The 18,327-nt window shown below is 69.9% G+C and carries 20 protein-coding genes; 7 read left to right on the top strand and 13 right to left on the bottom strand.

What is annotated here, in order from left to right; all coding sequences use genetic code 11:
• Positions 1–132: 132 nt before the first annotated feature.
• Both ACQP2T_RS41030 and ACQP2T_RS41025 read right to left on the bottom strand, forming a co-directional pair.
• Positions 133–777: a cyclase family protein gene (locus ACQP2T_RS41030; RefSeq protein WP_433510231.1), complete on the bottom strand. Its 645-nt coding sequence runs from the start codon at positions 775–777 to the stop codon at positions 133–135.
• On the bottom strand, positions 774–1,025 hold the full coding sequence (locus ACQP2T_RS41025; protein WP_433510230.1) for a CBU_0592 family membrane protein: 252 nt from the start codon (positions 1,023–1,025) through the stop codon (positions 774–776). The genes ACQP2T_RS41030 and ACQP2T_RS41025 overlap by 4 nt, the downstream gene beginning before the upstream one ends.
• A gap of 73 nt (positions 1,026–1,098) precedes the next feature.
• Between ACQP2T_RS41025 and ACQP2T_RS41020 the strand changes: the two genes are divergently transcribed.
• Positions 1,099–2,052 carry a LysR family transcriptional regulator gene (locus ACQP2T_RS41020; protein WP_433510229.1) on the top strand — a complete coding sequence of 318 codons (954 nt, stop codon included), beginning with the start codon at positions 1,099–1,101 and terminating at the stop codon, positions 2,050–2,052.
• Positions 2,053–2,134: 82 nt separating this feature from the next.
• Here the strand turns inward: ACQP2T_RS41020 and ACQP2T_RS41015 are convergent, their stop codons facing one another.
• The 8 genes from ACQP2T_RS41015 to ACQP2T_RS40980 form a co-directional block, all read right to left on the bottom strand.
• The gene (locus ACQP2T_RS41015) at positions 2,135–3,460 is read right to left on the bottom strand and encodes a cytochrome P450 (RefSeq protein WP_433510228.1); all 1,326 of its coding nucleotides are present in this window, start codon (positions 3,458–3,460) and stop codon (positions 2,135–2,137) included.
• Positions 3,457–4,035, bottom strand: coding sequence for a GTP-binding protein (locus tag ACQP2T_RS41010; protein WP_433510227.1), 579 nt, complete (start codon positions 4,033–4,035; stop codon positions 3,457–3,459). The genes ACQP2T_RS41015 and ACQP2T_RS41010 overlap by 4 nt, the downstream gene beginning before the upstream one ends.
• The gene (locus ACQP2T_RS41005) at positions 4,016–4,363 is read right to left on the bottom strand and encodes a DUF742 domain-containing protein (RefSeq protein ID WP_433510226.1); all 348 of its coding nucleotides are present in this window, start codon (positions 4,361–4,363) and stop codon (positions 4,016–4,018) included. The genes ACQP2T_RS41010 and ACQP2T_RS41005 overlap by 20 nt, the downstream gene beginning before the upstream one ends.
• Positions 4,360–4,770, bottom strand: coding sequence for a roadblock/LC7 domain-containing protein (locus ACQP2T_RS41000; protein ID WP_433510225.1), 411 nt, complete (start codon positions 4,768–4,770; stop codon positions 4,360–4,362). The genes ACQP2T_RS41005 and ACQP2T_RS41000 overlap by 4 nt, the downstream gene beginning before the upstream one ends.
• Before the next feature lie 55 nt (positions 4,771–4,825).
• Positions 4,826–6,328, bottom strand: a complete 1,503-nt coding sequence (locus ACQP2T_RS40995; RefSeq protein ID WP_433510224.1) for a hypothetical protein — start codon at positions 6,326–6,328, stop codon at positions 4,826–4,828.
• Between the two features lie 354 nt (positions 6,329–6,682).
• Entirely contained in the window at positions 6,683–7,789 is a 1,107-nt protein-coding gene (locus ACQP2T_RS40990; protein ID WP_433510223.1) for a winged helix DNA-binding domain-containing protein, read from the bottom strand.
• An 88-nt stretch (positions 7,790–7,877) separates the two neighbouring features.
• Positions 7,878–9,035, bottom strand: coding sequence for an epoxide hydrolase family protein (locus ACQP2T_RS40985; RefSeq protein WP_433510222.1), 1,158 nt, complete (start codon positions 9,033–9,035; stop codon positions 7,878–7,880).
• A 43-nt stretch (positions 9,036–9,078) separates the two neighbouring features.
• On the bottom strand, positions 9,079–10,377 hold the full coding sequence (locus ACQP2T_RS40980) for an alpha/beta hydrolase domain-containing protein (RefSeq protein WP_433510221.1): 1,299 nt from the start codon (positions 10,375–10,377) through the stop codon (positions 9,079–9,081).
• A 106-nt stretch (positions 10,378–10,483) separates the two neighbouring features.
• Here ACQP2T_RS40980 and ACQP2T_RS40975 point away from each other — a divergent pair, with 106 nt between their 5' ends.
• Positions 10,484–10,909, top strand: coding sequence for a ClpX C4-type zinc finger protein (locus ACQP2T_RS40975; RefSeq protein WP_433519900.1), 426 nt, complete (start codon positions 10,484–10,486; stop codon positions 10,907–10,909).
• Between the two features lie 51 nt (positions 10,910–10,960).
• Here ACQP2T_RS40975 and ACQP2T_RS40970 read toward each other — a convergent pair whose 3' ends face one another.
• Entirely contained in the window at positions 10,961–11,794 is an 834-nt protein-coding gene (locus ACQP2T_RS40970) for an NAD(P)H-binding protein (RefSeq protein ID WP_433510220.1), read from the bottom strand.
• Between the two features lie 100 nt (positions 11,795–11,894).
• Here ACQP2T_RS40970 and ACQP2T_RS40965 point away from each other — a divergent pair, with 100 nt between their 5' ends.
• Positions 11,895–12,833, top strand: a complete 939-nt coding sequence (locus ACQP2T_RS40965) for a helix-turn-helix transcriptional regulator (RefSeq protein ID WP_433510219.1) — start codon at positions 11,895–11,897, stop codon at positions 12,831–12,833.
• Positions 12,834–12,836: 3 nt separating this feature from the next.
• On the opposite strand, the gene ACQP2T_RS40960 is transcribed toward ACQP2T_RS40965, so the two are convergent.
• Positions 12,837–13,415, bottom strand: a complete 579-nt coding sequence (locus ACQP2T_RS40960) for a hypothetical protein (protein WP_357961346.1) — start codon at positions 13,413–13,415, stop codon at positions 12,837–12,839.
• 211 nt (positions 13,416–13,626) lie between these two features.
• Here ACQP2T_RS40960 and ACQP2T_RS40955 point away from each other — a divergent pair, with 211 nt between their 5' ends.
• Positions 13,627–14,772: a lipase family protein gene (locus ACQP2T_RS40955; protein WP_433510218.1), complete on the top strand. Its 1,146-nt coding sequence runs from the start codon at positions 13,627–13,629 to the stop codon at positions 14,770–14,772.
• A 98-nt stretch (positions 14,773–14,870) separates the two neighbouring features.
• Complete coding sequence (locus ACQP2T_RS40950; protein ID WP_433510217.1) at positions 14,871–15,089, top strand: hypothetical protein; 219 nt, start codon at positions 14,871–14,873, stop codon at positions 15,087–15,089.
• Positions 15,090–15,169: 80 nt separating this feature from the next.
• Here ACQP2T_RS40950 and ACQP2T_RS40945 read toward each other — a convergent pair whose 3' ends face one another.
• A complete protein-coding gene (locus tag ACQP2T_RS40945; protein ID WP_433510216.1) occupies positions 15,170–16,153 on the bottom strand; it encodes an MBL fold metallo-hydrolase in 984 nt (327 codons plus the stop codon).
• Positions 16,154–16,629: 476 nt separating this feature from the next.
• On the opposite strand from ACQP2T_RS40945, the gene ACQP2T_RS40940 reads away from it, so the two are divergent.
• The gene (locus ACQP2T_RS40940; protein ID WP_433510215.1) at positions 16,630–17,061 is read left to right on the top strand and encodes a hypothetical protein; all 432 of its coding nucleotides are present in this window, start codon (positions 16,630–16,632) and stop codon (positions 17,059–17,061) included.
• Positions 17,062–17,157: 96 nt separating this feature from the next.
• Positions 17,158–18,174, top strand: coding sequence for an MFS transporter (locus ACQP2T_RS40935; protein WP_433510214.1), 1,017 nt, complete (start codon positions 17,158–17,160; stop codon positions 18,172–18,174).
• The last annotated feature ends 153 nt before the right edge of the window (positions 18,175–18,327 follow it).

The raw sequence follows: 18,327 nt of genomic DNA, 5'->3' as shown, positions 1-18,327 counted from the left end.
GATCCGGGCTCGGATGGGGGCCCGGCGACGATAGTGCGCAGTAAGTTCTGAGCCTACGGCGGGCCGCTGACCGGGCGGTGGCTCGCCGTAGTCTGCTTTCTGAATGAATATTCCGGTGTCTGGATCCGGCTATTAGTGAACCACCGCATAGGCCCTGACGGGGAATGTCCCCATGCCCGCCACCATGGGCGGCGCGGCGTGGAAGCGGAAGCCCTCGTCGGGCAGCGCCGCGAGCCCGGTCATGTGCTCGACCAGCGGGATGCCCGCCTGGAGCAGCAGCGAGTGCGCCGGGCGCGGGCCGCGCGACGGGGTGTCGTCGATGTTCAGCGAGTCGATGCCGACCAGCGCCGCCCCCTGCGCCGCCAGCCAGGCCGCCGACTGTGGCGCCAGATACGGGTGCTCGCGTTGATACTTGTCGGTGCCGAAGTGCCGGTCCCACCCCGTCTGGATCAGTACGGCCCGGCCGCGCACGTCCAGGTCCTCCTCCAGGACGACCTGCCTGACGCCCTCGGCCCGTACGACCAGCCCCGGCAGATCGGCCAGCTTGCTCAGCGGCACCTGCGACAGATCCTGGCCGTCGGGGTAGCGGTGGTAGGGAGTGTCCAGGTAGGTGCCGGTGTTGGCGGCCAGCGCGATCGTGCCGATGTGGAACTCCGTGCCCGGCGCGTAGACCTCACGCGAGGCCTCCCTGCTGAGGTGCGTGCCGATCACCGGCCCCGGAATGCCCGGGTACGTCACCATGCCGTCGGTGATGCGGTGGCTGAGTTCGACGATCATTGAGCGAATCCGATCCTGGTGAGCTTGTAGATGGCCGTGACGCCGATGAGGGCCCAGACGAGGTTCAGTCCCGCCGAGGGCCAGGCGGCGTTGGCGGCGCTGTTGACCATCAGGCCGATCGAGCCGGCCAGGTTGAGCACCTGGTAGTGGGCGCCGTCACCGGACATCCGTGATGAGGAGACCATGGCGTACCCGAACAGCAATAACGCGGCGCCCAGCCAGCCGAGGGCGTCAACGAGGAAGCTCATGCGCGCAATTGTCCGGACTTATTCCGCTGAAGCGCAAATAAAGATTGCTAAAGGTTGACGTAAGCTGATCTGCATGGACATCGACCCCCGCCGGCTGCGTGTCCTGCACGAGGTCGCCCGCCGCGGCGGCGTCATGCGCGCGGCCGAGGCCCTGTTCCTGACACCGTCGGCGGTGTCCCAGCAACTCGCCCAGCTCGAACGCGAGGTGGGTCTCGCCCTCATCGACCGCTCACAGCGCCGCGTATCGCTCACTCCGGCGGGCCGGGTGCTCGCCGGATACGCCGAGCGCGTGGAGGACGAGCTGGCCGAGGCCCGGCGCGAGCTCACCCGCTTCACCGAACGGCTGGCCGGGCCGGTGCGGATCGCCGCCTTCCCGACGGTGATCAAGCACATTCTGGTGCCCGCCATGCGTGACCTCGCCGTCCGCCACCCCAAGATCGTGCCGGTCATCCATGAGGTGTACGGGCAGCCCGCGCTCCAGGAGCTGCGGCTGGGGGCCGTGGACGTGCTGATCACCGAGCAGGACATGAGCCTGCCGGTGCCGGCGCAGCCGTCGCTGGCCGTTCGCCCCCTCTACGTGGACGAGTACCGCATCGTGGTGCCGCCCGACGGGCCCGACCCGCACACGGTCGCCGACCTGGCGGAGCTGCCATGGGTGGCCAGCGAGCCCGACCAGGCGTGCGGGCAGGCGCTCGACCGGCTGGCCGGGCTGCACGGGTTCGAGCCGCGCAAGGTGCACGTCATCACCGAGTTCGACCCCACGCTGGCGCTGGTGGCGGCCGGGTACGGGGTGGCGATCGTGCCGTCGCTCGCCCTGCTGGACGTGCCGGAGGGGGAGGTGCGGGTCAGTGAGATCCGGGATGTGGGGGCGCGGCGGCTGGACGCCGTCACGCGGGTCAGCCGTACGAGATCGGGGGAGCCGGATCCGGTGCAGTCAGTGGTGATCGGCGCGATCGAGGACGCCACCGCCGCGCTGGACGCCACCCTCGTCGGCCACCTCCACACCCCCGAGCCCATCGACCCCTAGCCCGGCCGGGCGTCGCCGAGGTGGGTCAGCGGTAGCCTGCTCCGGCCGTGCGCGATGAAGGACGGGACGCCTCCCGCGAGCTCTACGAGGACCAGGGGGCCGAGGTCACGTAGCCGACGGACCTCATCGGGGAGGTCTGCTCCGAAGGGGTCAAGGACGACGGAGGCTGCGCAATCCAAGGGGATTCTCCCGGCTGATCCGGGCGGATGGGGGTGAAGCGCACCGGCAAGTGGGCCAGCGCGCGGTGGAACGGGCCGGGCCGCCACAGGAGCTCCTCGCGCGGCACGGTCAGTTCCAGGTCGCACAGGTGAGAGGTCAGGCGTTCGATCGCGGTCATGGCGATGAGCACGGCCGGGTCGCTGACCGGGCAGCGGTGCGGCCCCGCGCCGAAGCCCAGGTACGCGCCGCCGTCGGAGCGCAGCTCTTCGGGAATGTTGGCAGGCTCGGTGTTGGCCGCGGCGTAGGAGACGAGGACCAGCTCGGCCGGCTGGATCCAGGTGCCGTGGAAGTGCAGGGGCTGGCGGACGAAGTACGGGCCGAAGTTCGCCATGGCTGGCTCGGCGCGCAGGGCTTCCATGAGGGCGTCGTAGGTGCTGAGCGCGCCGTTGGAGAGGGAGCTGTAGTAGCGGTCGTCACTGACCATCCGGGAGATCGTGTTGGAGATCAGGTTGGACGTGGGTTCGAAGCCTGCGGCCAGCACGAGCACCACGGCCTGCACCAGCTCGTCGCCCTCCAGCCCCGCTGGATGGTCGATGAACCAGGAGGTCAGGTCGTCTCCCCGCTGGGCGTACTTGGCCTGGATCAGCTCGCCGATGTAGCGGCTGAACTCATCGCTGCCCCGCGCGCCCACCTCGCCGTCCGCCTCCATCATGTCCGACAGGGCCTTGCTCAGGCCGACGCTGTCGGAGTCGGGCCGCCCGAAGAGCAGGTTGAAGACGCGCAGCGGGATGGGGCGGGCGAAGTCGGCCGCCAGGTCGGCCTCGCCCTTCGCGGCGAACTGGGTGATGAGCGAGTCGGACACGTCGATCACCATCTGGCGCAGCTTGTGCGGCTGGACCAGTGCGAAGCAGTCGGAGGCCACCTTCCGGTAGCGGGCGTGCTCGGCCCCGTCGGAGAACAGCGCGCTGGGCCGGTGACCGAGCATGGCTATCATGCCCGCGGCTTCCGGGGTGGCGGGGAGCCGGGTCTGCCAGTCGGTGGGGTTCTTGCTCCAGACGCCGCCGGCGTTGGTGAGCACGTCCACGGCGGCCCGATAGCCGATCACCAGGTGGGCCTCGATGCCCGGGGCGATCTCGACGGGCGCGACCGGACCGTGCCGCCGGCGGAGATCCGCGTAGACCGCCTGCGGGTCCCTGGCGTACTCGTCCCCGTACAGGCGCCCGGCGTCGGGCATATAGCGCAAGGTCATGACAGCACCAGCTCTCTGATGTGCTCCACCAGCGCGATCAGCGAGGCGCGGGCGGAGGCGGGGTCGCGGGCGTCGCACACCACCAGAGGCGTGCGCGGGCTCAGGTCGAGCGCCTCGCGCACGGATTCCAGCGGGTAGTCCGGCGAGTCGGCGAAGTGGTTGACGGCCACCGCGTAGCGGATGCCGGCCTTTTCCACCAGGTCGAGGACGGCGAAGCTGTCGTCGATGCGGCGGGTGTCGGCCAGCACCAGCACCCCCAGCGCGCCGCGGACCAGCTCGTTCCACAGGACCTGGAACCGGGTCTGTCCCGGTGCTCCGAACAGGTAGAGCACCACGCCCGGCAAGGTGAGGCGGCCGAAGTCGATCGCGGTGGTCGTGGTCGTCTTCTCGTTCACGCCGGTGAGGTCGTCGACCAGCGTGCCCGCCTGGGTGAGCACCTCCTCGGTGTTGAGGGGCTCGATCTCCGAGAGGGCGCTCACGATGGTCGTCTTGCCCACGCCGAACGGCCCGGCGATGACCAGCTTGACCGGGATGTGTTCGGTACTGATGCCGCTGTCAAAGAGCGCGGAGGCCACTGAGTACCAACTCCAAGATCTCGATGTCGGGCAGGTCGGCGGTCGGCGGATCGCGGGTCAGCAGCGTTCCGCCCCCGACCAGGCCGGCGACCAGCAACCGCACCACGCAGTACGGCAGGCCCAGGTGCGCGGCGCACTCGTACACCGACAACGGCCCATCCCGCAGCAGGGCGAGCAGATGCGACCCCGGAGGGTCCAGCGCGTTGGTGGCGGCGTCGGGCGCGATGTAGACCAGGGTCGTGCGCTCGACGTTGATGTGCTCGGGCACGGTCAGCCTCGCGGCGGCCATGTAGTCCGGCACGACACGCCGCCGCCGTCCGGAGGTCATGTCCGGACGCCCGGCACCCTGGCCGCGCTGGCCTCGTCGAGAGCCTTGACCAGCTTCTGCACCTGCAGCTGCACCTCGAAGGCCAGCGCGCCGATGTTGACCGTGCCGGTGGCGGCGACGACGATGGCGGCGCGGTCGCCGGCCGGGGCGATGTAGTAGTAGCCGCCGCTGCCGGCGGAGATGACGATGTCGACCACTTCGCCGTCGGCGCCGTCGCTGAGGCCGTCGCACAGGGCGCGGGCCGCCCCCAGCACGGAGCTCGTCATGGCGGCGGCGCGCTCGCCGGTCTCGGCCGTCACGTCAGCGGAGCCGCCGAGGATGAGCCCGTCACGGCTCAGCACCACGCCGCGTACGACACCAGGCACTGCCAGCAGAGGCGACAGGACCCAGGACACGTCGAGGGACAACGGGCGACCCTTGGTCTGAACACGGCTGGAAGCGCTGTGAGCATCCATGGAGCGGTCAAATCCCTTCGGTGATGTCATGCTGCTGCGGCGGGAGCGCTTCGCGGCGGCCCGCTTCGGCTCCGACCTGGAAGTCTCCCCACCGCTTCTGGGCCTCCTCCGGGGTGGTGAGCACCCTGTCGTCCGAGCCGCCCTGGCTTCTGCTGGGCCTCGGCCCGGTCGGGGACTGGCGGCGGCGCCGTGGCAGTGGCGCGAGATCCCCCGCAGGGGCGTGTCGTTGCTCGGGGGTTGTCGCGGGTTCCGGCCGTGAGACCGTCACCGGCTCCAGCCGGATGGCCGGTGCCGGGGCTGGGGCTGGGACGGCTGCCACGTGCGCCGACCGGAGAGCCGTGGCGGCGGCCGGGACGGCGGCGCGGATCGGCTCGGGCGCCAGCACCGAGGGACGGCTGTCCTCCGGCATCTCCACCAGCAGGGCGGTGGGAATGTTCAGCACGGCCTGGACGCCGCCGAAGGCGCTCTTCTTGACCGTGACCTGCATGCCGTAGTGCGCGGCCTGGCGGCCGATCGCGGCCCAGCCGGTGTGGGGCGGGTTGCCCAGGTCGATCAGGCGGACCGGGTGGGTGCCGCTCAGCAGGCGGGTCGCGCGGGCGTACTGGTCCTCGTTGAGGCCGACACCGGCGTCGTCGATGACGATGGCGGCGCCGGTGTTGGTCTCGTGCACGGCGATGGTCACCTTGAGCGTGCCGTGGGAGTGGTGGACCGCGTTGGCCAGCAGTTCGGCGGTGATGAGCAGGATCGACTCCGCGGCGCGGGCGGCGACCCCGATCCGGCGTCGCAGGTGGTTGGCCGGGCCCTCGACGCGCTGCTCGAAGTTCTCCACGCGGGAGATGGCGCCGACCATCAGGTCCACCAGGTAGGTGTCGTCACGTGACAGACCGGGCGTGGCGCCGCAGGCGATGCCGGTGACCTGCACGCGACGGATCATCAGTTCGTTGAACATGTCGAGCCCCAGCACCTCGCGCAGCAGCGCCGTGTGCTCGTCGCCGCTGTAGCGCTGTTGCACGCCGGCGAGCAGGTCCTGGGCGCGCAGCGCCTGGGTCTGCACGCGGGACATCGCGCCCCGGACGACGGCCTGGGCCGCCTCGTCGATGCGCTCGCCTTCCTCGCGGACGCCGTGGGTGAGCGCTTCGAGGATGGCGCGGTGCTGTCTGTCGATGTCCGTGCCGGCCAGCGCCGGGTTCTGCACGCCGGGCACGATCACGTGCGGGGCGCGCAGGTGGGACAGCAGGGCGGGTATCCGCTTCGAGATCAGGTGCTCGGTCTCGGCGCGCAGGAGGTCCTGTTGGGCGCGCGCCTCGCGGATCTGCTCCACGCTCTCCTGAGCTTGGCGCTCCACCTGCGCCTGCCACTGGGTCCTGGCGCTCGTCTCGCGCGTCAGGTGCTCGTGAGCCTGACGGGCCTGAACGAGCTCCCCACGGACCTGGGCGAGGTCGCGGCGTAGGCGTATGTGGAAGATGACGACGCCCGCGAGGGCGAGGGCGAGAACGGCGGCGCCGATCATTATCGGGACGCTGAAGGAGTCTGGCGGCATGACAGTCCTGGGGTCGGGGAGAGCGGGCGGGGAGGGTGTCGGCCGCCGAAGGGCCTGTTAGCGGCGCGTGCCGGTCTCACGCGGCGGCCGACGGGGGCCGCGTCGGCGTGGTACGAGCCCTTCCGCGACGCCGGCACGGCTACGTGCCTGGTGCGGTTCTGCCGGAGGCATGGCGGTGCCAGGCGACATGGGCATCCTCGGTCTCAGTGGGACGACAGCCAAACGGGAAATCCAGTATTCCCGTTTGGCCGTTTTAGTCAACTATGAGTGAGGAAATCACTGCGTTGAGCAATACCGTTTTCGTCCGCTTTGTCGGGTTTAATGTCAATATTGCTGCGGTGACCGGACCACGATGTCGTGGACGGCGGTGCTGGGTGCGAGGAAAGCGAGTAGCCGGGCGCCTTCGGCGTCGAGTTGTTCGTGTTCGGCCACGGTCAGTTTCCGGAATGGGCGTACGGTCAAGGTCGCGGTGCCGCGACTGGTGGCGAGTTTCCAGGTGGCGGCGACGTAGCCGTCGACCAGTACGGACCGGGGCTGTTCGTTTGTCCCGCCGAAGCCCTGGTCGGTGTAGTCGACGTTGACCACGCGGCTGCGGTCGTTGTGGGAGAGCAGCAGGTTGTCGAAGTCGTAGAGAAAACGTACCGGGGCCGGGGCGTCCGGATCTGGTCGTGGAGCGTCGGGAAGGTCGAACAGTTCACGGCCCTGCTCGTCCCGGAAGGTGACCAGGTGGGCACGGAGGCGGTCGACGACCTCGGACAGCCGGGTCAGCCCGCACCATCGCTGGGCGTCGAGGACGGTCGCCGGGCCGAAGGCCGCCAGGTAGCGCAGTACGAGGGTGTCCACCGACGCGGCCGGGTCCACTGTCCGGCCGAGCCAGGTCTCGACCGTTGTGTGGGCGGCCGGGCCGCTGCGGCCCCACAGCCCGCGCGGCGGGACCTGCACCAGCGGCACCCAGGCGCGGGCCGCCTGGGCCAGCGCGGCCGGGTCGCGTTCCGGCCACCGCTGGGCCAGCTTTTGGCCCAAGGCGCTGAACGTCAGCGGCTCGGGTGCCAGCAGCTCGCGGGCAGTGGACACGAGTTCGGCCTGGTTCAGGCCGGTGAGGTGCCGGCCGAAGGCACCCAGCGTGCTGCGCTCGATGACCGGCTCCACCAGCGGCCGTAACCAGAGGCAGTCGGCGGCGGTCACCAGATGGATGGTCGAGCGCATCAACGCCATCCGTACGATGGCGCCGTCAGTGAGCAGCTGAGCGGTGGGTTCGGGAGTGTAGTCGGCCAGGCGGGTCCACAGCCCGACGTACCAGGTGTGCGGCGTCTGGGCTTGCAGGCCGGCCAGCCGTTCCAGCGCCTGCGGCACGGTCAGGTCCGCGCGGCGCAGCAGCAGTTGCCGGTCGAGGGTGGCGCGGTTGAGCGCGCGGGTGGTGAGTCGTGGCACGAGGGTCCTCAAGGGCTCAAGGGCTCAAGGGCTTGCCGGGCCGCGGCGGCCGGCACCTCTGGGCCGGCCGCCGCGTCCTGGCAGGGCGCTACCGCAGTGGGCGGAAGAAGGCCCGGATGTCGGCGGTGAGCAGGTCGGGTGCTTCCAGGGCGGCGAAGTGGCCGCCGCGGTCGAATTCCGACCAGTGGGTGATGTTGTTGCCGTATTCGGCGTAGCGGCGGATGGGCAGGTCGTGGGCGAACACGGCGACGCCGGTGGGTGTGGTGGCCGGCTCGGAGTGCCAGGTGTTGGCGTGCATGTTCTCGTAGTACAGGTTGGCGACGGATCCGGCGGTGCCGGTGAGCCAGTAGAGCATCACGTCGGTCAGCAGCAGGTCCCGGTCGATGGCGGCCTCGGGCAGGTCGGCGGCGGGGAAACTCCACTCCTTGAACTTCTCGACGAGCCAGGCGAGCTGGCCGACCGGTGAGTCGGTGAGGGCGTACGCCACCGTCTGCGGCCGGGTGGCCGAGATCTTGAAGTAGCCGCTCTGGTCGTCCATGAACTCCTTCGCCCGCCCCAGCCGGGCCCGCTCGGCGTCGGTCAGCGTGGCCCGCTCCTCGTCCGAGACATCCCCGAACGGGATGAACCCGAAAGAGGCGGCGTTGACATGTACGCCGACGACCTGCTCGGTGGCGGCGCGGCCGAGTTCTGGGGTGACCAGGGCGCCGAGGTCGCCGCCCTGCGCGCCGTACCGGTCGTAGCCGAGCCGGCTCATCAGTCGCGCCCACGCCCGCGCGATCCGGCCGCTGTTCCACCTGGTCTCTCGCGTGGGGCCGGAGAATCCGAAGCCGGGCAGCGACGGGATGACCAGGTGGAAGGCGTCGGCCGGGTCCCCACCGTGCGCGGCCGGATCGGTCAGCGGGCCGATGACCTTGAGAAACTCGACCACCGATCCGGGCCAGCCGTGGGTGAGGATCAGAGGTAGGGCGTCCGGGTGTGGGGAACTTACGTGCATGAAGTGCACCCGTTGCCCGTCGATCTCGGTGGTGAACTGCGGGATGTCGTTCAACGCGGCCTCATACTTGCGCCAGTCGTACGAGGTGCGCCAGTACTCGGCCAGCTCCTTGAGGTAGGCCAGGGGAACGCCGCGACTCCAGCCGACGTCGGGCAGTTCGCTCGGCCACCGCACGGCGGACAGCCGGCGGTGCAGGTCATCGAGATCGCTCTGGGGGACATCGATCCGGAACGGCGTGATCGTTTCGCTCATGTCCGGCACGGTAGAACGCCTTGCGGACGGCTTGTGTCCTCAATCAGGACACCCTGGCCTCCATGGATGCAACAGCCAGGGCCTTGATCTCGTGGGCGTCGTCCGCGAGGAGGAACCCCTTGGCGACGGCGTCGTCGGTGGCGGCCTCGAAGGCGGGCAGGTAGCCGTCGCCGTACAGGCTGTCCAGGATGGCAGGAGAGAACGGGACGGTCAGGCCGAAGAGCCTGCCCAGGACGTCGTCGTCCGGGCTGACCCCGGTCAGTACGGCGGTGGGCACCTCCATCCACGGCGTGCGGACCCCGCCGAGCGCGTTGCCGTGGTCGTCCCGCTCCAGCGCGGGGCCAGGCACGGTGGCCAGCGGGGGAGCCTGCGGCGGCGGAACGTCCTCACGCACCCACTGGTCGAGCCGTCGGATCGCGGCCTTGGCGACGTAGTGGTGCTGGGGGCCGGAGTTGGCCAGGTGCCGCAGGTCCATGCCGATCACGCGAGTGGTCGGGACCAGCGCGGCGGCCAGCTCCATGGGGGTGGCGCGGGTGAGGTCGAGGCGGACGGCGGCGTTGAGGTAGGTGTCGGCGTGCGAGGCCCCGGCGAGCTCCCACACACGCAGGTTCGGCCCGTCAGGCCGCCTGCCCCCCGCGTACCCGGCCGTGATCACATCGGTCTCCGTCACCAGGGCGAGCACCGGAACCCGCGGGTCGGCGCGGAAGGGCACCGGCATCCCATCGAGACCTGCCGTCGCCGACCGCCGCGACGGCACGAGGGCCGGGGCGATGCCGATGCGGCAGTGCGGCAGGAACCCGTCGTACACCTGGGCGATCGGGTCCACCTCGTTGATGTAGGTGGTCAGCATGTAGGCGCCCAGCGACATCCCGGCCGCGATGAGTCGTGCGCCGGGGAACAGCTCGCGGATGGCCATCCCGGCCTGGGAGAAGATGTCGTACGAGAAGTCGTCGCCGGGGTGGTCGAGCATCCCGTACCGTTCGGGGTTCGACGCCCTGAGCCCGCCCGGGGCCGGACCGTCCACGGGATGCACGCTGCCGGTGACCCCCAGGCACTGGGCCGACACTCCGACCCAGACCATGCCACTCCGTAACAGCTCGCTGTGGATGTACTGCCATTCCACGCCCGCGTCCATGTACGACGAGACGTTGAACCACTCCACCACCACGGTGCCGCTGAAGTGTTCGGGCCTGCGTACCAGGATCCGGGTCACGTACGGGGCCGATTCGTCGGCGTACGAGGCGGCCGTGCCGCGCAGCAGGTACTCCTCCTCGGTGTAGCCCGTGGCCAGGCCGCGGGCGACCTCGATGGCCTGTCCGTCCGGGCATCGTTCGAGATCCATGGGCGCGTCTCCTCTCGTCCCAGGCTTGTCAGCCCGTCCTTGACGTCTCCGGGGCCGTCAGCCTGCCCTTGACGCGGCGCGGTGTCAAGGGCAGGCTGACGCGGTGATGACGCGAAGCAAGGGCCGTCGCCGGGTGACGCCGGTGGAGGAGGTCGCCACCAGGTGTTCGTTCTGCGGCAAGCCCCACGCGGAGGCCAAAAGGGTCGTGGCGGGGCCGGGTGTCTACATCTGCGACGCCTGCATTGAGCTGGCCCATCAGCTGCTCTCCGACCCGGCACCGGGCAGCGAACCCCAGCGGGTGCACCGCGGGCCCGACCCGGAGGCCGAGTGGCTTCCGGGCATGTCGGACGACGACCTGCTGGCCTCACTGCCGGGTCACGCGCTCACCATCGAACAGGCCGAGCGCGACCTGCGAGCCTGGGTCCGCATCCTGCGCGACCGCGGAGTGACCTGGGCCAGGATCGGCCAGGCCCTGGGCATCTCCCGCCAGGCCGCCTGGGACCGCTTCGCCGCCGACGTCGAGGACCGCTGACGATCGCTCAGCCCGCTCAATGGTGAGCGCGTGCGCGGCCGGTGTGGTCGGCTAGAACGCGGTGGTGTGGTCGAGGACCCAGTCGTGGTAGCTGCGCGCGGGACGACCGGTGACCTTCTCGATGTCGGTGGTGGTGAGTGCGGTGCGGCCGACGGAGGCGGCCCAGGTGGCGAAAATGCTGTCCAGGATCGGGCCCGGCACGTGGGCGCTCATCGCCTGGCGCACGCTCTCGGCGGGTAGTTCGGCGTAGCTGATGGGCCGGCCGAGCGCCTGGGCGAGGATGGCGGCCTGGTCGGCATGACTGAGCGACTGCGGCCCGGTCAGCCGATAGACCTGACCGGCGTGCCCGTCCTCGGTGAGGGCGGCCACGGCGACCGCGGCGATGTCGGCTTCGTGCACCGGGGCGGACGTCGCGTCGGCGTAGGCGCCGCGGATCACGTCGCCGGACCTGGTCTGCCCGGCCCACATGAGGCTGTTGGCGGCGAACACGTCCGGGCGCAGGAATGTCCACGCCAGGCCGGAGCCGCGCAGGGCCTGCTCGATCTCGGCGTGGTAAGTGGCGATCGGCCCGTCCTGGACCTCCGCGTCGTCGTCGACCCCGCCGGAGGACAGCAGCACCACCCGGCGCACGCCGGCACGCTGGGCGGCGGCGACGAACGCGGGCCCGCTGCCCGGTACGGCGAACAGGAAGACCGACTCCACGCCGACCAGGGCCGCGTCCAGCGATGCCGGGTCGGCCAGGTCGCCGGCGACGACGTCGACCTCGGCCTGCCACACCGCCTGCTGCGGGGACCGGCTCAGGGCACGTACGGCGTGGCCGTTGGCGACCAGCGCGTCGAGCACGTGGCGGCCGACGTTTCCGGTGGCACCGGTGACGAGAATCATGAAGCTCTCCTAGGTTTCGCGGGTGATCCCGATATGAGGAACACTAGAAACCATTGAGGACAGTTCCGGTCCTCATGTCCTCGGAGGGAGTTTCGCGCGGATGTTGGAAACCTCGGCGCGGCTGCTGCGGCTGCTGTCCCTGCTCCAGTCCCGCCCCGACTGGCCTGGCGCCGAGCTGGCCGAACGCCTCGGTGTCACCACCCGGACCGTCCGCCGCGACGTCGACCGGCTCCGCGACCTCGGCTACCCGGTGGACTCCGCCACCGGCATCACCGGCGGCTATCGACTGGGGGTCGGTGCGGCCCTGCCGCCGCTGCTGCTCGATGACGACGAAGCCGTCGCGGTCGCGGTCGGTCTGCGCGCCGCCGCCACGGGCACGGTGACCGGGATCGAGGAGACCTCGCTACGCGCGCTGGCCAAGCTCGAACAGGTTCTGCCCTCCCGGCTGCGCCACCGCGTGGGCGCGATGCAGTCGGCCATCCTGCCGCTGACCGGCCCCGGCCCGACGGTGGATCCCGATCTGCTCACCGCCCTGGCCGCCGCCTGCCGCGCCCACGAGGGCATCCGCTTCGGGTATCAGCAGCGCACCCGCCGCGTCGAACCGTACCGGGTCGTCCACACCGGACGGCGGTGGTACCTGCTCGCCTTCGACCTCGACCGCGACGACTGGCGTACCTTCCGCGTCGACCGCATGGACTCGGCGCCGCAACCCGGGCCGCGTTTCACGCCCCGGCCCGAACCCGCCGAGGGCGTACACGCCTATGTCTCCAACGCCCTCACGAGTTCCCCGTACCGGTATCGGGCGACCATCCTGTTCCACGCGCCGCTCGACGTCGTCGCCGAACACACCTCACCTACCGCGGGCCGTCTCGAACACCGCGACGCGGACAGTTGCCTCTTCTACGCCGGCGGCGACTCTCTCGACAAAATCGCCCTCTACGTCGCGCTCAAGGGCATCGACTTCCAGGTCCTTGACCCGCCCGAGCTCAAGGACCATGTCCGGGCACTCGCCGGCAGGCTCACCAACGCCGGGTCCTGAGCGTCAGTCGGCGACCTGGGGACCGTTGACCTTCTCCAGCAGGCGGGCCAGGCGCTCGCGCAGCCCCGGGCGCGCCGGCAGCTCGCCCGCGGCCATGCTGACCAGGTGCTGGGCGCCGTCGAAGGTGACCGGCCCGAGCCGGGGCACGGCGATCGCGTCGTGCGCCAGCCCCTCCAGCGCCGTGTCACCGCCTTCGAGCGCCAGGATCGTCGCCCCCGTACGGCGGGCGTCGTTGACCCGTTCGAGCAGCGGCACGGGCGCGTCCTGCTCGGCCACCACGAACAGCGTCTCGCCGCGCCCCGCCCGCTGAATCCGGTCGAGCCCGACGCGCAGGTGGGCCGGGGCGTCGGCGGGCGGCTTCCAGCGGACCAGGGTGGGTGCGAGCTGCGGCAGCTCGGAAAGCCGGGCCTCGTCGGCGAGATGCGCCGTCAGATGCCACGGCTCGTCGTCGGGGGTGCCCACCAGCATCAGGCCGCCGGGCGAGCGGGTGGTCCGCAGCGCCAGGCCGAGCTCGCGGGTGCGCTCCACCCAGCCGGTCTCGGCGAGTAGTTCGCGCAGAAAGGTCACCGAACCAGCATCCATCCGTCCATGGTGCCCGACCGTCGCAGTGGAGTTCACCGTTTCGGGGCGGCCCGGTGATGCGGTCGTGGCCAGTGTTATGTGGCGCGGGAGGCAGTCTGACAACGGCTCGGATTCGCCGTCGTTTCGGGCCTTGACACGAGGTTACCGACGGGTAACGATCGGCTCGCGGCGCCGCCTTCCCCTGAGCGAACCCCACGGAGAGGGGTAGCACATGAGGTTACGTGTCCGCGTCAGCATGACCATGATCCTCTTACTGATCGCGTCCTTCGTCGCGGCGCCCGCCCGCGCGGCCGCGGCGGGGGACGTGGTCACCGCCCAGCCCACCACCGTCTACCTGCTGCCGGGCAAGCTGCTCGAAGTCCCGGTGAACGCCTGGCACCTGCTCTACCGCTCGACCTCCGCCACCGGCTCGCTGAACGCCGTGTCCGGCACCCTGCTCGTACCCAAGGCGAGCTACCCGCTGGGCAAGCGCCCGATCATCGGGTACGCCGTCGGCACCCACGGACTCGGCGACCAGTGCGCGCCCTCGGCCAGCATGAGCCGGGGTGGCGAGGCGGAGCTCGCGCTGGTGAGCCTGTTCCTGCTCAAGGGGTTCGCGGTGGCCATCACCGACTACGAGGGCCTCGGCACACCCGGAGTGCACACGTACATGGCGGGGATCTCGCAGGGTCACGCCGTACTGGACTCGATCAGGGCCGCCACGCGCGTGCCGGGCTCGGGCCTGTCCACGGGCGGGCCGGTCGCGGTCATGGGCTACTCGCAGGGTGGCGCGTCGGCCGCCTGGGCGGCCCAGCTCCAGCCGTCGTACGCGTCGGAGCTGCGGCTCAAGGGCGTGGCCGCGGGCGGAGTCCCGGCCGACCTGCACGCGGTGGCGGACCACCTCGACGGCGACGCCAACTTCGGGCTGGCCGCCGCGGCCGGGGTCGGCTTCGACGCCGCCTATCCGGAGCTCGACCTCGAGGCCGACCTCAACGACCGCGGGCGCGCCCTGCTCGCGGACGCGGCCGACGACTGCGTGGGCGACCTGGGCAGCAAGCTCGCCGGCCTGCGCTTCTCCGACCTGAGCCCCGTCGACCTGATGAACCAGCCCAAGTGGCTGGCCCGGCTCGCCGAGAACCGCCTCGGGGCGATCGCGCCCCGGGTCCCGATGTTCATCTACCACGCCCAGGGCGACGAGATCATCCCGCAGGCGATCTCGGCCACGCTGCGCTCGGAGTACTGCCGGGCGGGGGTCAACCTCCGCTGGACGTCCCTCCCGGCTCCCAGCCATGTGACGGGGGCCATCGAGGGCGGGCCGCTGGCCATCGAATGGCTCGCGCTCCGCATCCTCGGCCTTCCGGCCTTCGGCAACTGTTAGCGGCCTTGTCGCAGGTTGGCGGGGCGGTCGCAGTTTGGCGGGCGACCACGTAGGCAACCATAGGTAGTGGATCAACAACCCTCCGTGATGGGAGTCCTATGCGTCGTCTGCTCCTCACCCTCACCCTCGTCTCCGCGGCCGCCGCAGGTGCGCTGGCGCTCGCCCCTGCCGCGACGGCTCAGGCCGCCGCCCGCGAGTACATCACCGTCACCCAGTGCGTGTTCGCGGGCGGGGTGGTCGTCCCTGACTGGCTGAGCCCGACCGGGCGCACGTGCGTCGGCGGCGGCTACAACGGCTACCCGGTCTTCCCCTACTGATACGGACGGGTCCTTGATACGAACGGGTCCCTGATACGAACGGGTCCGCCCCCTTCTCCCGGGGGCGGACCCGCAGGGGGTTAGGGAGCGCGGTGCTGGTGCTGCTCGGGCAGGTGGCTGTCCGGGTGAACCCACAGGAAAACGTTGTTGTCCGGCCGCGACGCCTGCTCCCACTGCTGCCGGAAGAACGCGAGCACCTCCTGATCGGAGTGGCGCAGACTGAAGTGGGTCAGAACGAACAGCGTCTGCGGATGTGCCTCGACCACGGGCCGCAGCTGACTCCAGACCGTATGCCCGACCCGGTCCGCGCGCTCCAACTCGGCGTCATCCAGAAACGTGCACTCGGTGATGATGACCGGGTATTCAAACAGCCACGGGTTGCGGTCGAACACCTTCACATGAGTGTCGCCAAGAAAGGCGAACAGCGGTCGCCGGACCTCGTGGTCGACTTCGACCCCCTCTTTGCGTTTCCGCGCCATGAGCTGGCCGAACTCACCGCCCTTGCCCTGCTCTATCAGGGACTGCCGCAACTGCTCGAACTCCGGCCGTAACGCCTTGCTCCGCTCGGAGAAGGCGTATCCCACACAGGGCACCTTGTGCTCACACCCCACCACCCGCACGTGATGTCCCCGGCGGCCGAAGCTGAACTCGTCGTCGCGCCGCACTCCATGCAAGCGGTGGCCTGCCGCCAGGGCGGGATCGAACCCCGCTCCGTGATTGAGCTCCGCGGACGCGCGTATGTAGGACTCCACGTACGGCACCGCCTCGGCGGGCAGGTAGATGTCCGTGCCGGCGGGATTGGCGGCCAAGTAGTCCAAGTCCTTGGCATGGTCGTGGTGGGTGTGGGTCAGGAAGACCGTGTCCACCTGCCGGCCCTCGCACAGCCCCGCGTCGAGGCTGCACCGCAGCTCGGGGATGTGGAAGAAGGTCTTGTCGTTCGCGCGAGAGTAGCCGGTGAGGGTCAACTCGCTGCCGGGCATCCGCCAGGTCTTCCACTGCCTGAACGGGTGACCCTGCTCAAGGCGTGCGGGGTGGTCGGCCGGGGCCAGGTCCAGCTTGGTCATTTCTCGCTCATCCCATTCGTCTCGTTCAAGCGGCGTTGGGCGGTGGGGTACTCGTAACGGGACCGCACCTGCCACAGGGCCTGGCGGCCAGTTCGCGACCCTTGCCCGCCTGGCACCACAAGACAGCGACCACGGCAGGGCGCGGTGACCTCCCCCTGGTTCGCTTGATCTTCTGCAGAACCTTGGCACAGCGTCCCGCGAAGAGGTATCGAATTAGGCGTCATTGTCGCCCGTCAAGCGGGTCGTCGACGAAGGCGATCGACGCCGGCGCAGCCCGAAGTCAAGAAGACGCACATCGCGGAGCCCAATCCGCCCTTCCGGTGAAGTATGCCCGAAGAAACCCTCATGGCCATAAGAAGGGGTGGATAAGCTGGCTCCTGAGTGGCACACGGTGTTGGTGCTCGGCCCAGCCTGGTGGGGCATTGGGATGTGACGCGGCGTTCCCGTCGCGGATGCAACTGTAGGAAGCAGGCTCTATGACCAAGCGCTGGACCATTCCTGTATTAGCGATCGTGATGGTATTCACCCTTGCCGGTTGTAAATATCCAAGCTGGACGGAAGCGGGCTGCCGTCAGGAAGCGATCCAGGAGACCGTCGAGCTCAAGAAAGCAACATCGGCGCTCCTTCCTGAGTCCATCGCCGCCACGCTTGAGGCAAGTGACGGCTGCGATTCGGGTGATGAGGGTGGCTGGCTGACTGCCATAGTGGACGGGAAGACACCCAGCGGCACGATTCTTGGAGGCTTCACGGCGAAGGGCTGGAGCCAGCTCAAGCTACGCAAGGACGAGTGCGACGTCGAATGTATCGCCGGCGTCACCAGCCAATGGCAGGGCAAGAAGGTCGAGGTCGTCGTCGGTGCGACGCAGCAAGCCCAAACTAATGAGGTAACAATCGAATTCGCCGAATAGCCTTGGCCACGTGCCAACAGGCTCACCGGGTACCGGCAGGCCCGGCCATCACAACCTGCCGAATGGCGGCGGGGGCCGATCCCTCGCTCGGGCTTGATGGTCACGGTCCCCAGCATCGTCGCCGCCGTCGCGGCACCATCGGTCCCGGTACTCGTCGGCAGGATGGATCGCCGGCTCTTGCTCGTCGCCTTGATGGGACTCATGACGCTCGCCAACCTGGCCTCCGCCCTGGCCCCGAGCTATCCGCTTCTGATCACCGCCCGCGTGCTGGTCGGGGTGGCGATCGGCGGATTCTGGGCCATCGCCAGCGGTCTGGCTGTCCGGCTCGTCCCCGCCCCGCTCGTGCCGCGGGCCACGGCGATCATCTTCGGCGGTGTCGGGGCCGCGAACGTCTTCGGTGTCCCTATCGGCACGGTGATCGGCGGGCTGGCGAGTTGGCGGATCGCGTTCGGCGCCTTGAGCGCCTTCGCACTGGTCGTGCTGGTCGCCTTGCTGGCTGTGCTGCCACCGTTGACCGCTGCTCAACCCGTCGGCCTGCGGCGGCTGGCCGACCAGCTCCGCAACCAGGGCGTCCGAATCGGCATTCTGGCAACCTTCCTGATCGTGACCGGCCACTTCGCGGCCTACACGTTCATCAGCCCCGTGCTGCGGGATCTGTCCGGCATCGACGCGCAACTCGTCGGGCCACTGTTGTTCGGATTCGGCCTGGCAGGCGTCGCAGGGAACTTCATCGCGGGTGCCGCCGTGGCGAAACGACTCCATCGGACGGTCCTCACCATCGCCACCGCCTTGGGGGTTACCGTGCTGCTCTACCCCCTAGCAGGGCTCACCGCCGTGGGCGGGGTAACGCTGCTCGTCGTCTGGGGCCTGGTTTACGGCGGCGTCTCCACGAGCCTCCAGACATGGATGATCAAGTCCGCGCCACAAGCGGTCGAGGAAGCCTCCGCTCTGTGGGTAGCGGTGTTCAACCTCTCGATCGGTCTCGGTGCGCTGGCCGGAGGCACAATCGTCGATGCCCTGCCACTCCAGGGCATCCTCTGGCTCGCCGGTGTTCTCGTCCTGGCGGCCGGGCCGGCAGTGTGGAGTGCGCGCCGGAACGACAGCCTCCGATGACACCCCATCTCGCCGATCCGCGGCGATCACGTTTGCCGCGCATCGAACTCCGGGGTCGGCGAACAGGTTACGCAGCCGGCGGATCGCGGCGCAGCGGTTGCCGAGGACCTTACGGCTGACCAGCCCCTTTAGAAGGCCACTCCTTCGACATCC

It is taken from the genome of Nonomuraea sp. CA-143628 (assembly GCF_050942315.1).
In the GTDB taxonomy this organism is placed as follows: Bacteria; Actinomycetota; Actinomycetes; order Streptosporangiales; family Streptosporangiaceae; genus Nonomuraea.
This window is presented reverse-complemented; position numbering and strand designations above follow the sequence as displayed.

Coding starts and splice junctions, on each gene's coding strand:
- ACQP2T_RS41025 (WP_433510230.1), bottom strand. CDS start 1,025: ATGAGCTTCCTCGTTGACGCCCTCGGCTGGCTGGGCGCCGCGTTATTG.
- ACQP2T_RS40950 (WP_433510217.1), top strand. CDS start 14,871: ATGCGTCGTCTGCTCCTCACCCTCACCCTCGTCTCCGCGGCCGCCGCA.
- ACQP2T_RS40940 (WP_433510215.1), top strand. CDS start 16,630: ATGACCAAGCGCTGGACCATTCCTGTATTAGCGATCGTGATGGTATTC.
- ACQP2T_RS40945 (WP_433510216.1), bottom strand. CDS start 16,153: ATGACCAAGCTGGACCTGGCCCCGGCCGACCACCCCGCACGCCTTGAG.
- ACQP2T_RS41005 (WP_433510226.1), bottom strand. CDS start 4,363: ATGACCTCCGGACGGCGGCGGCGTGTCGTGCCGGACTACATGGCCGCC.
- ACQP2T_RS40995 (WP_433510224.1), bottom strand. CDS start 6,328: ATGATCGGCGCCGCCGTTCTCGCCCTCGCCCTCGCGGGCGTCGTCATC.
- ACQP2T_RS41020 (WP_433510229.1), top strand. CDS start 1,099: ATGGACATCGACCCCCGCCGGCTGCGTGTCCTGCACGAGGTCGCCCGC.
- ACQP2T_RS40955 (WP_433510218.1), top strand. CDS start 13,627: ATGAGGTTACGTGTCCGCGTCAGCATGACCATGATCCTCTTACTGATC.
- ACQP2T_RS40935 (WP_433510214.1), top strand. CDS start 17,158: ATGGTCACGGTCCCCAGCATCGTCGCCGCCGTCGCGGCACCATCGGTC.
- ACQP2T_RS40965 (WP_433510219.1), top strand. CDS start 11,895: ATGTTGGAAACCTCGGCGCGGCTGCTGCGGCTGCTGTCCCTGCTCCAG.
- ACQP2T_RS40960 (WP_357961346.1), bottom strand. CDS start 13,415: ATGGATGCTGGTTCGGTGACCTTTCTGCGCGAACTACTCGCCGAGACC.
- ACQP2T_RS40970 (WP_433510220.1), bottom strand. CDS start 11,794: ATGATTCTCGTCACCGGTGCCACCGGAAACGTCGGCCGCCACGTGCTC.
- ACQP2T_RS40975 (WP_433519900.1), top strand. CDS start 10,484: ATGACGCGAAGCAAGGGCCGTCGCCGGGTGACGCCGGTGGAGGAGGTC.
- ACQP2T_RS41030 (WP_433510231.1), bottom strand. CDS start 777: ATGATCGTCGAACTCAGCCACCGCATCACCGACGGCATGGTGACGTAC.
- ACQP2T_RS40980 (WP_433510221.1), bottom strand. CDS start 10,377: ATGGATCTCGAACGATGCCCGGACGGACAGGCCATCGAGGTCGCCCGC.
- ACQP2T_RS40985 (WP_433510222.1), bottom strand. CDS start 9,035: ATGAGCGAAACGATCACGCCGTTCCGGATCGATGTCCCCCAGAGCGAT.
- ACQP2T_RS41015 (WP_433510228.1), bottom strand. CDS start 3,460: ATGACCTTGCGCTATATGCCCGACGCCGGGCGCCTGTACGGGGACGAG.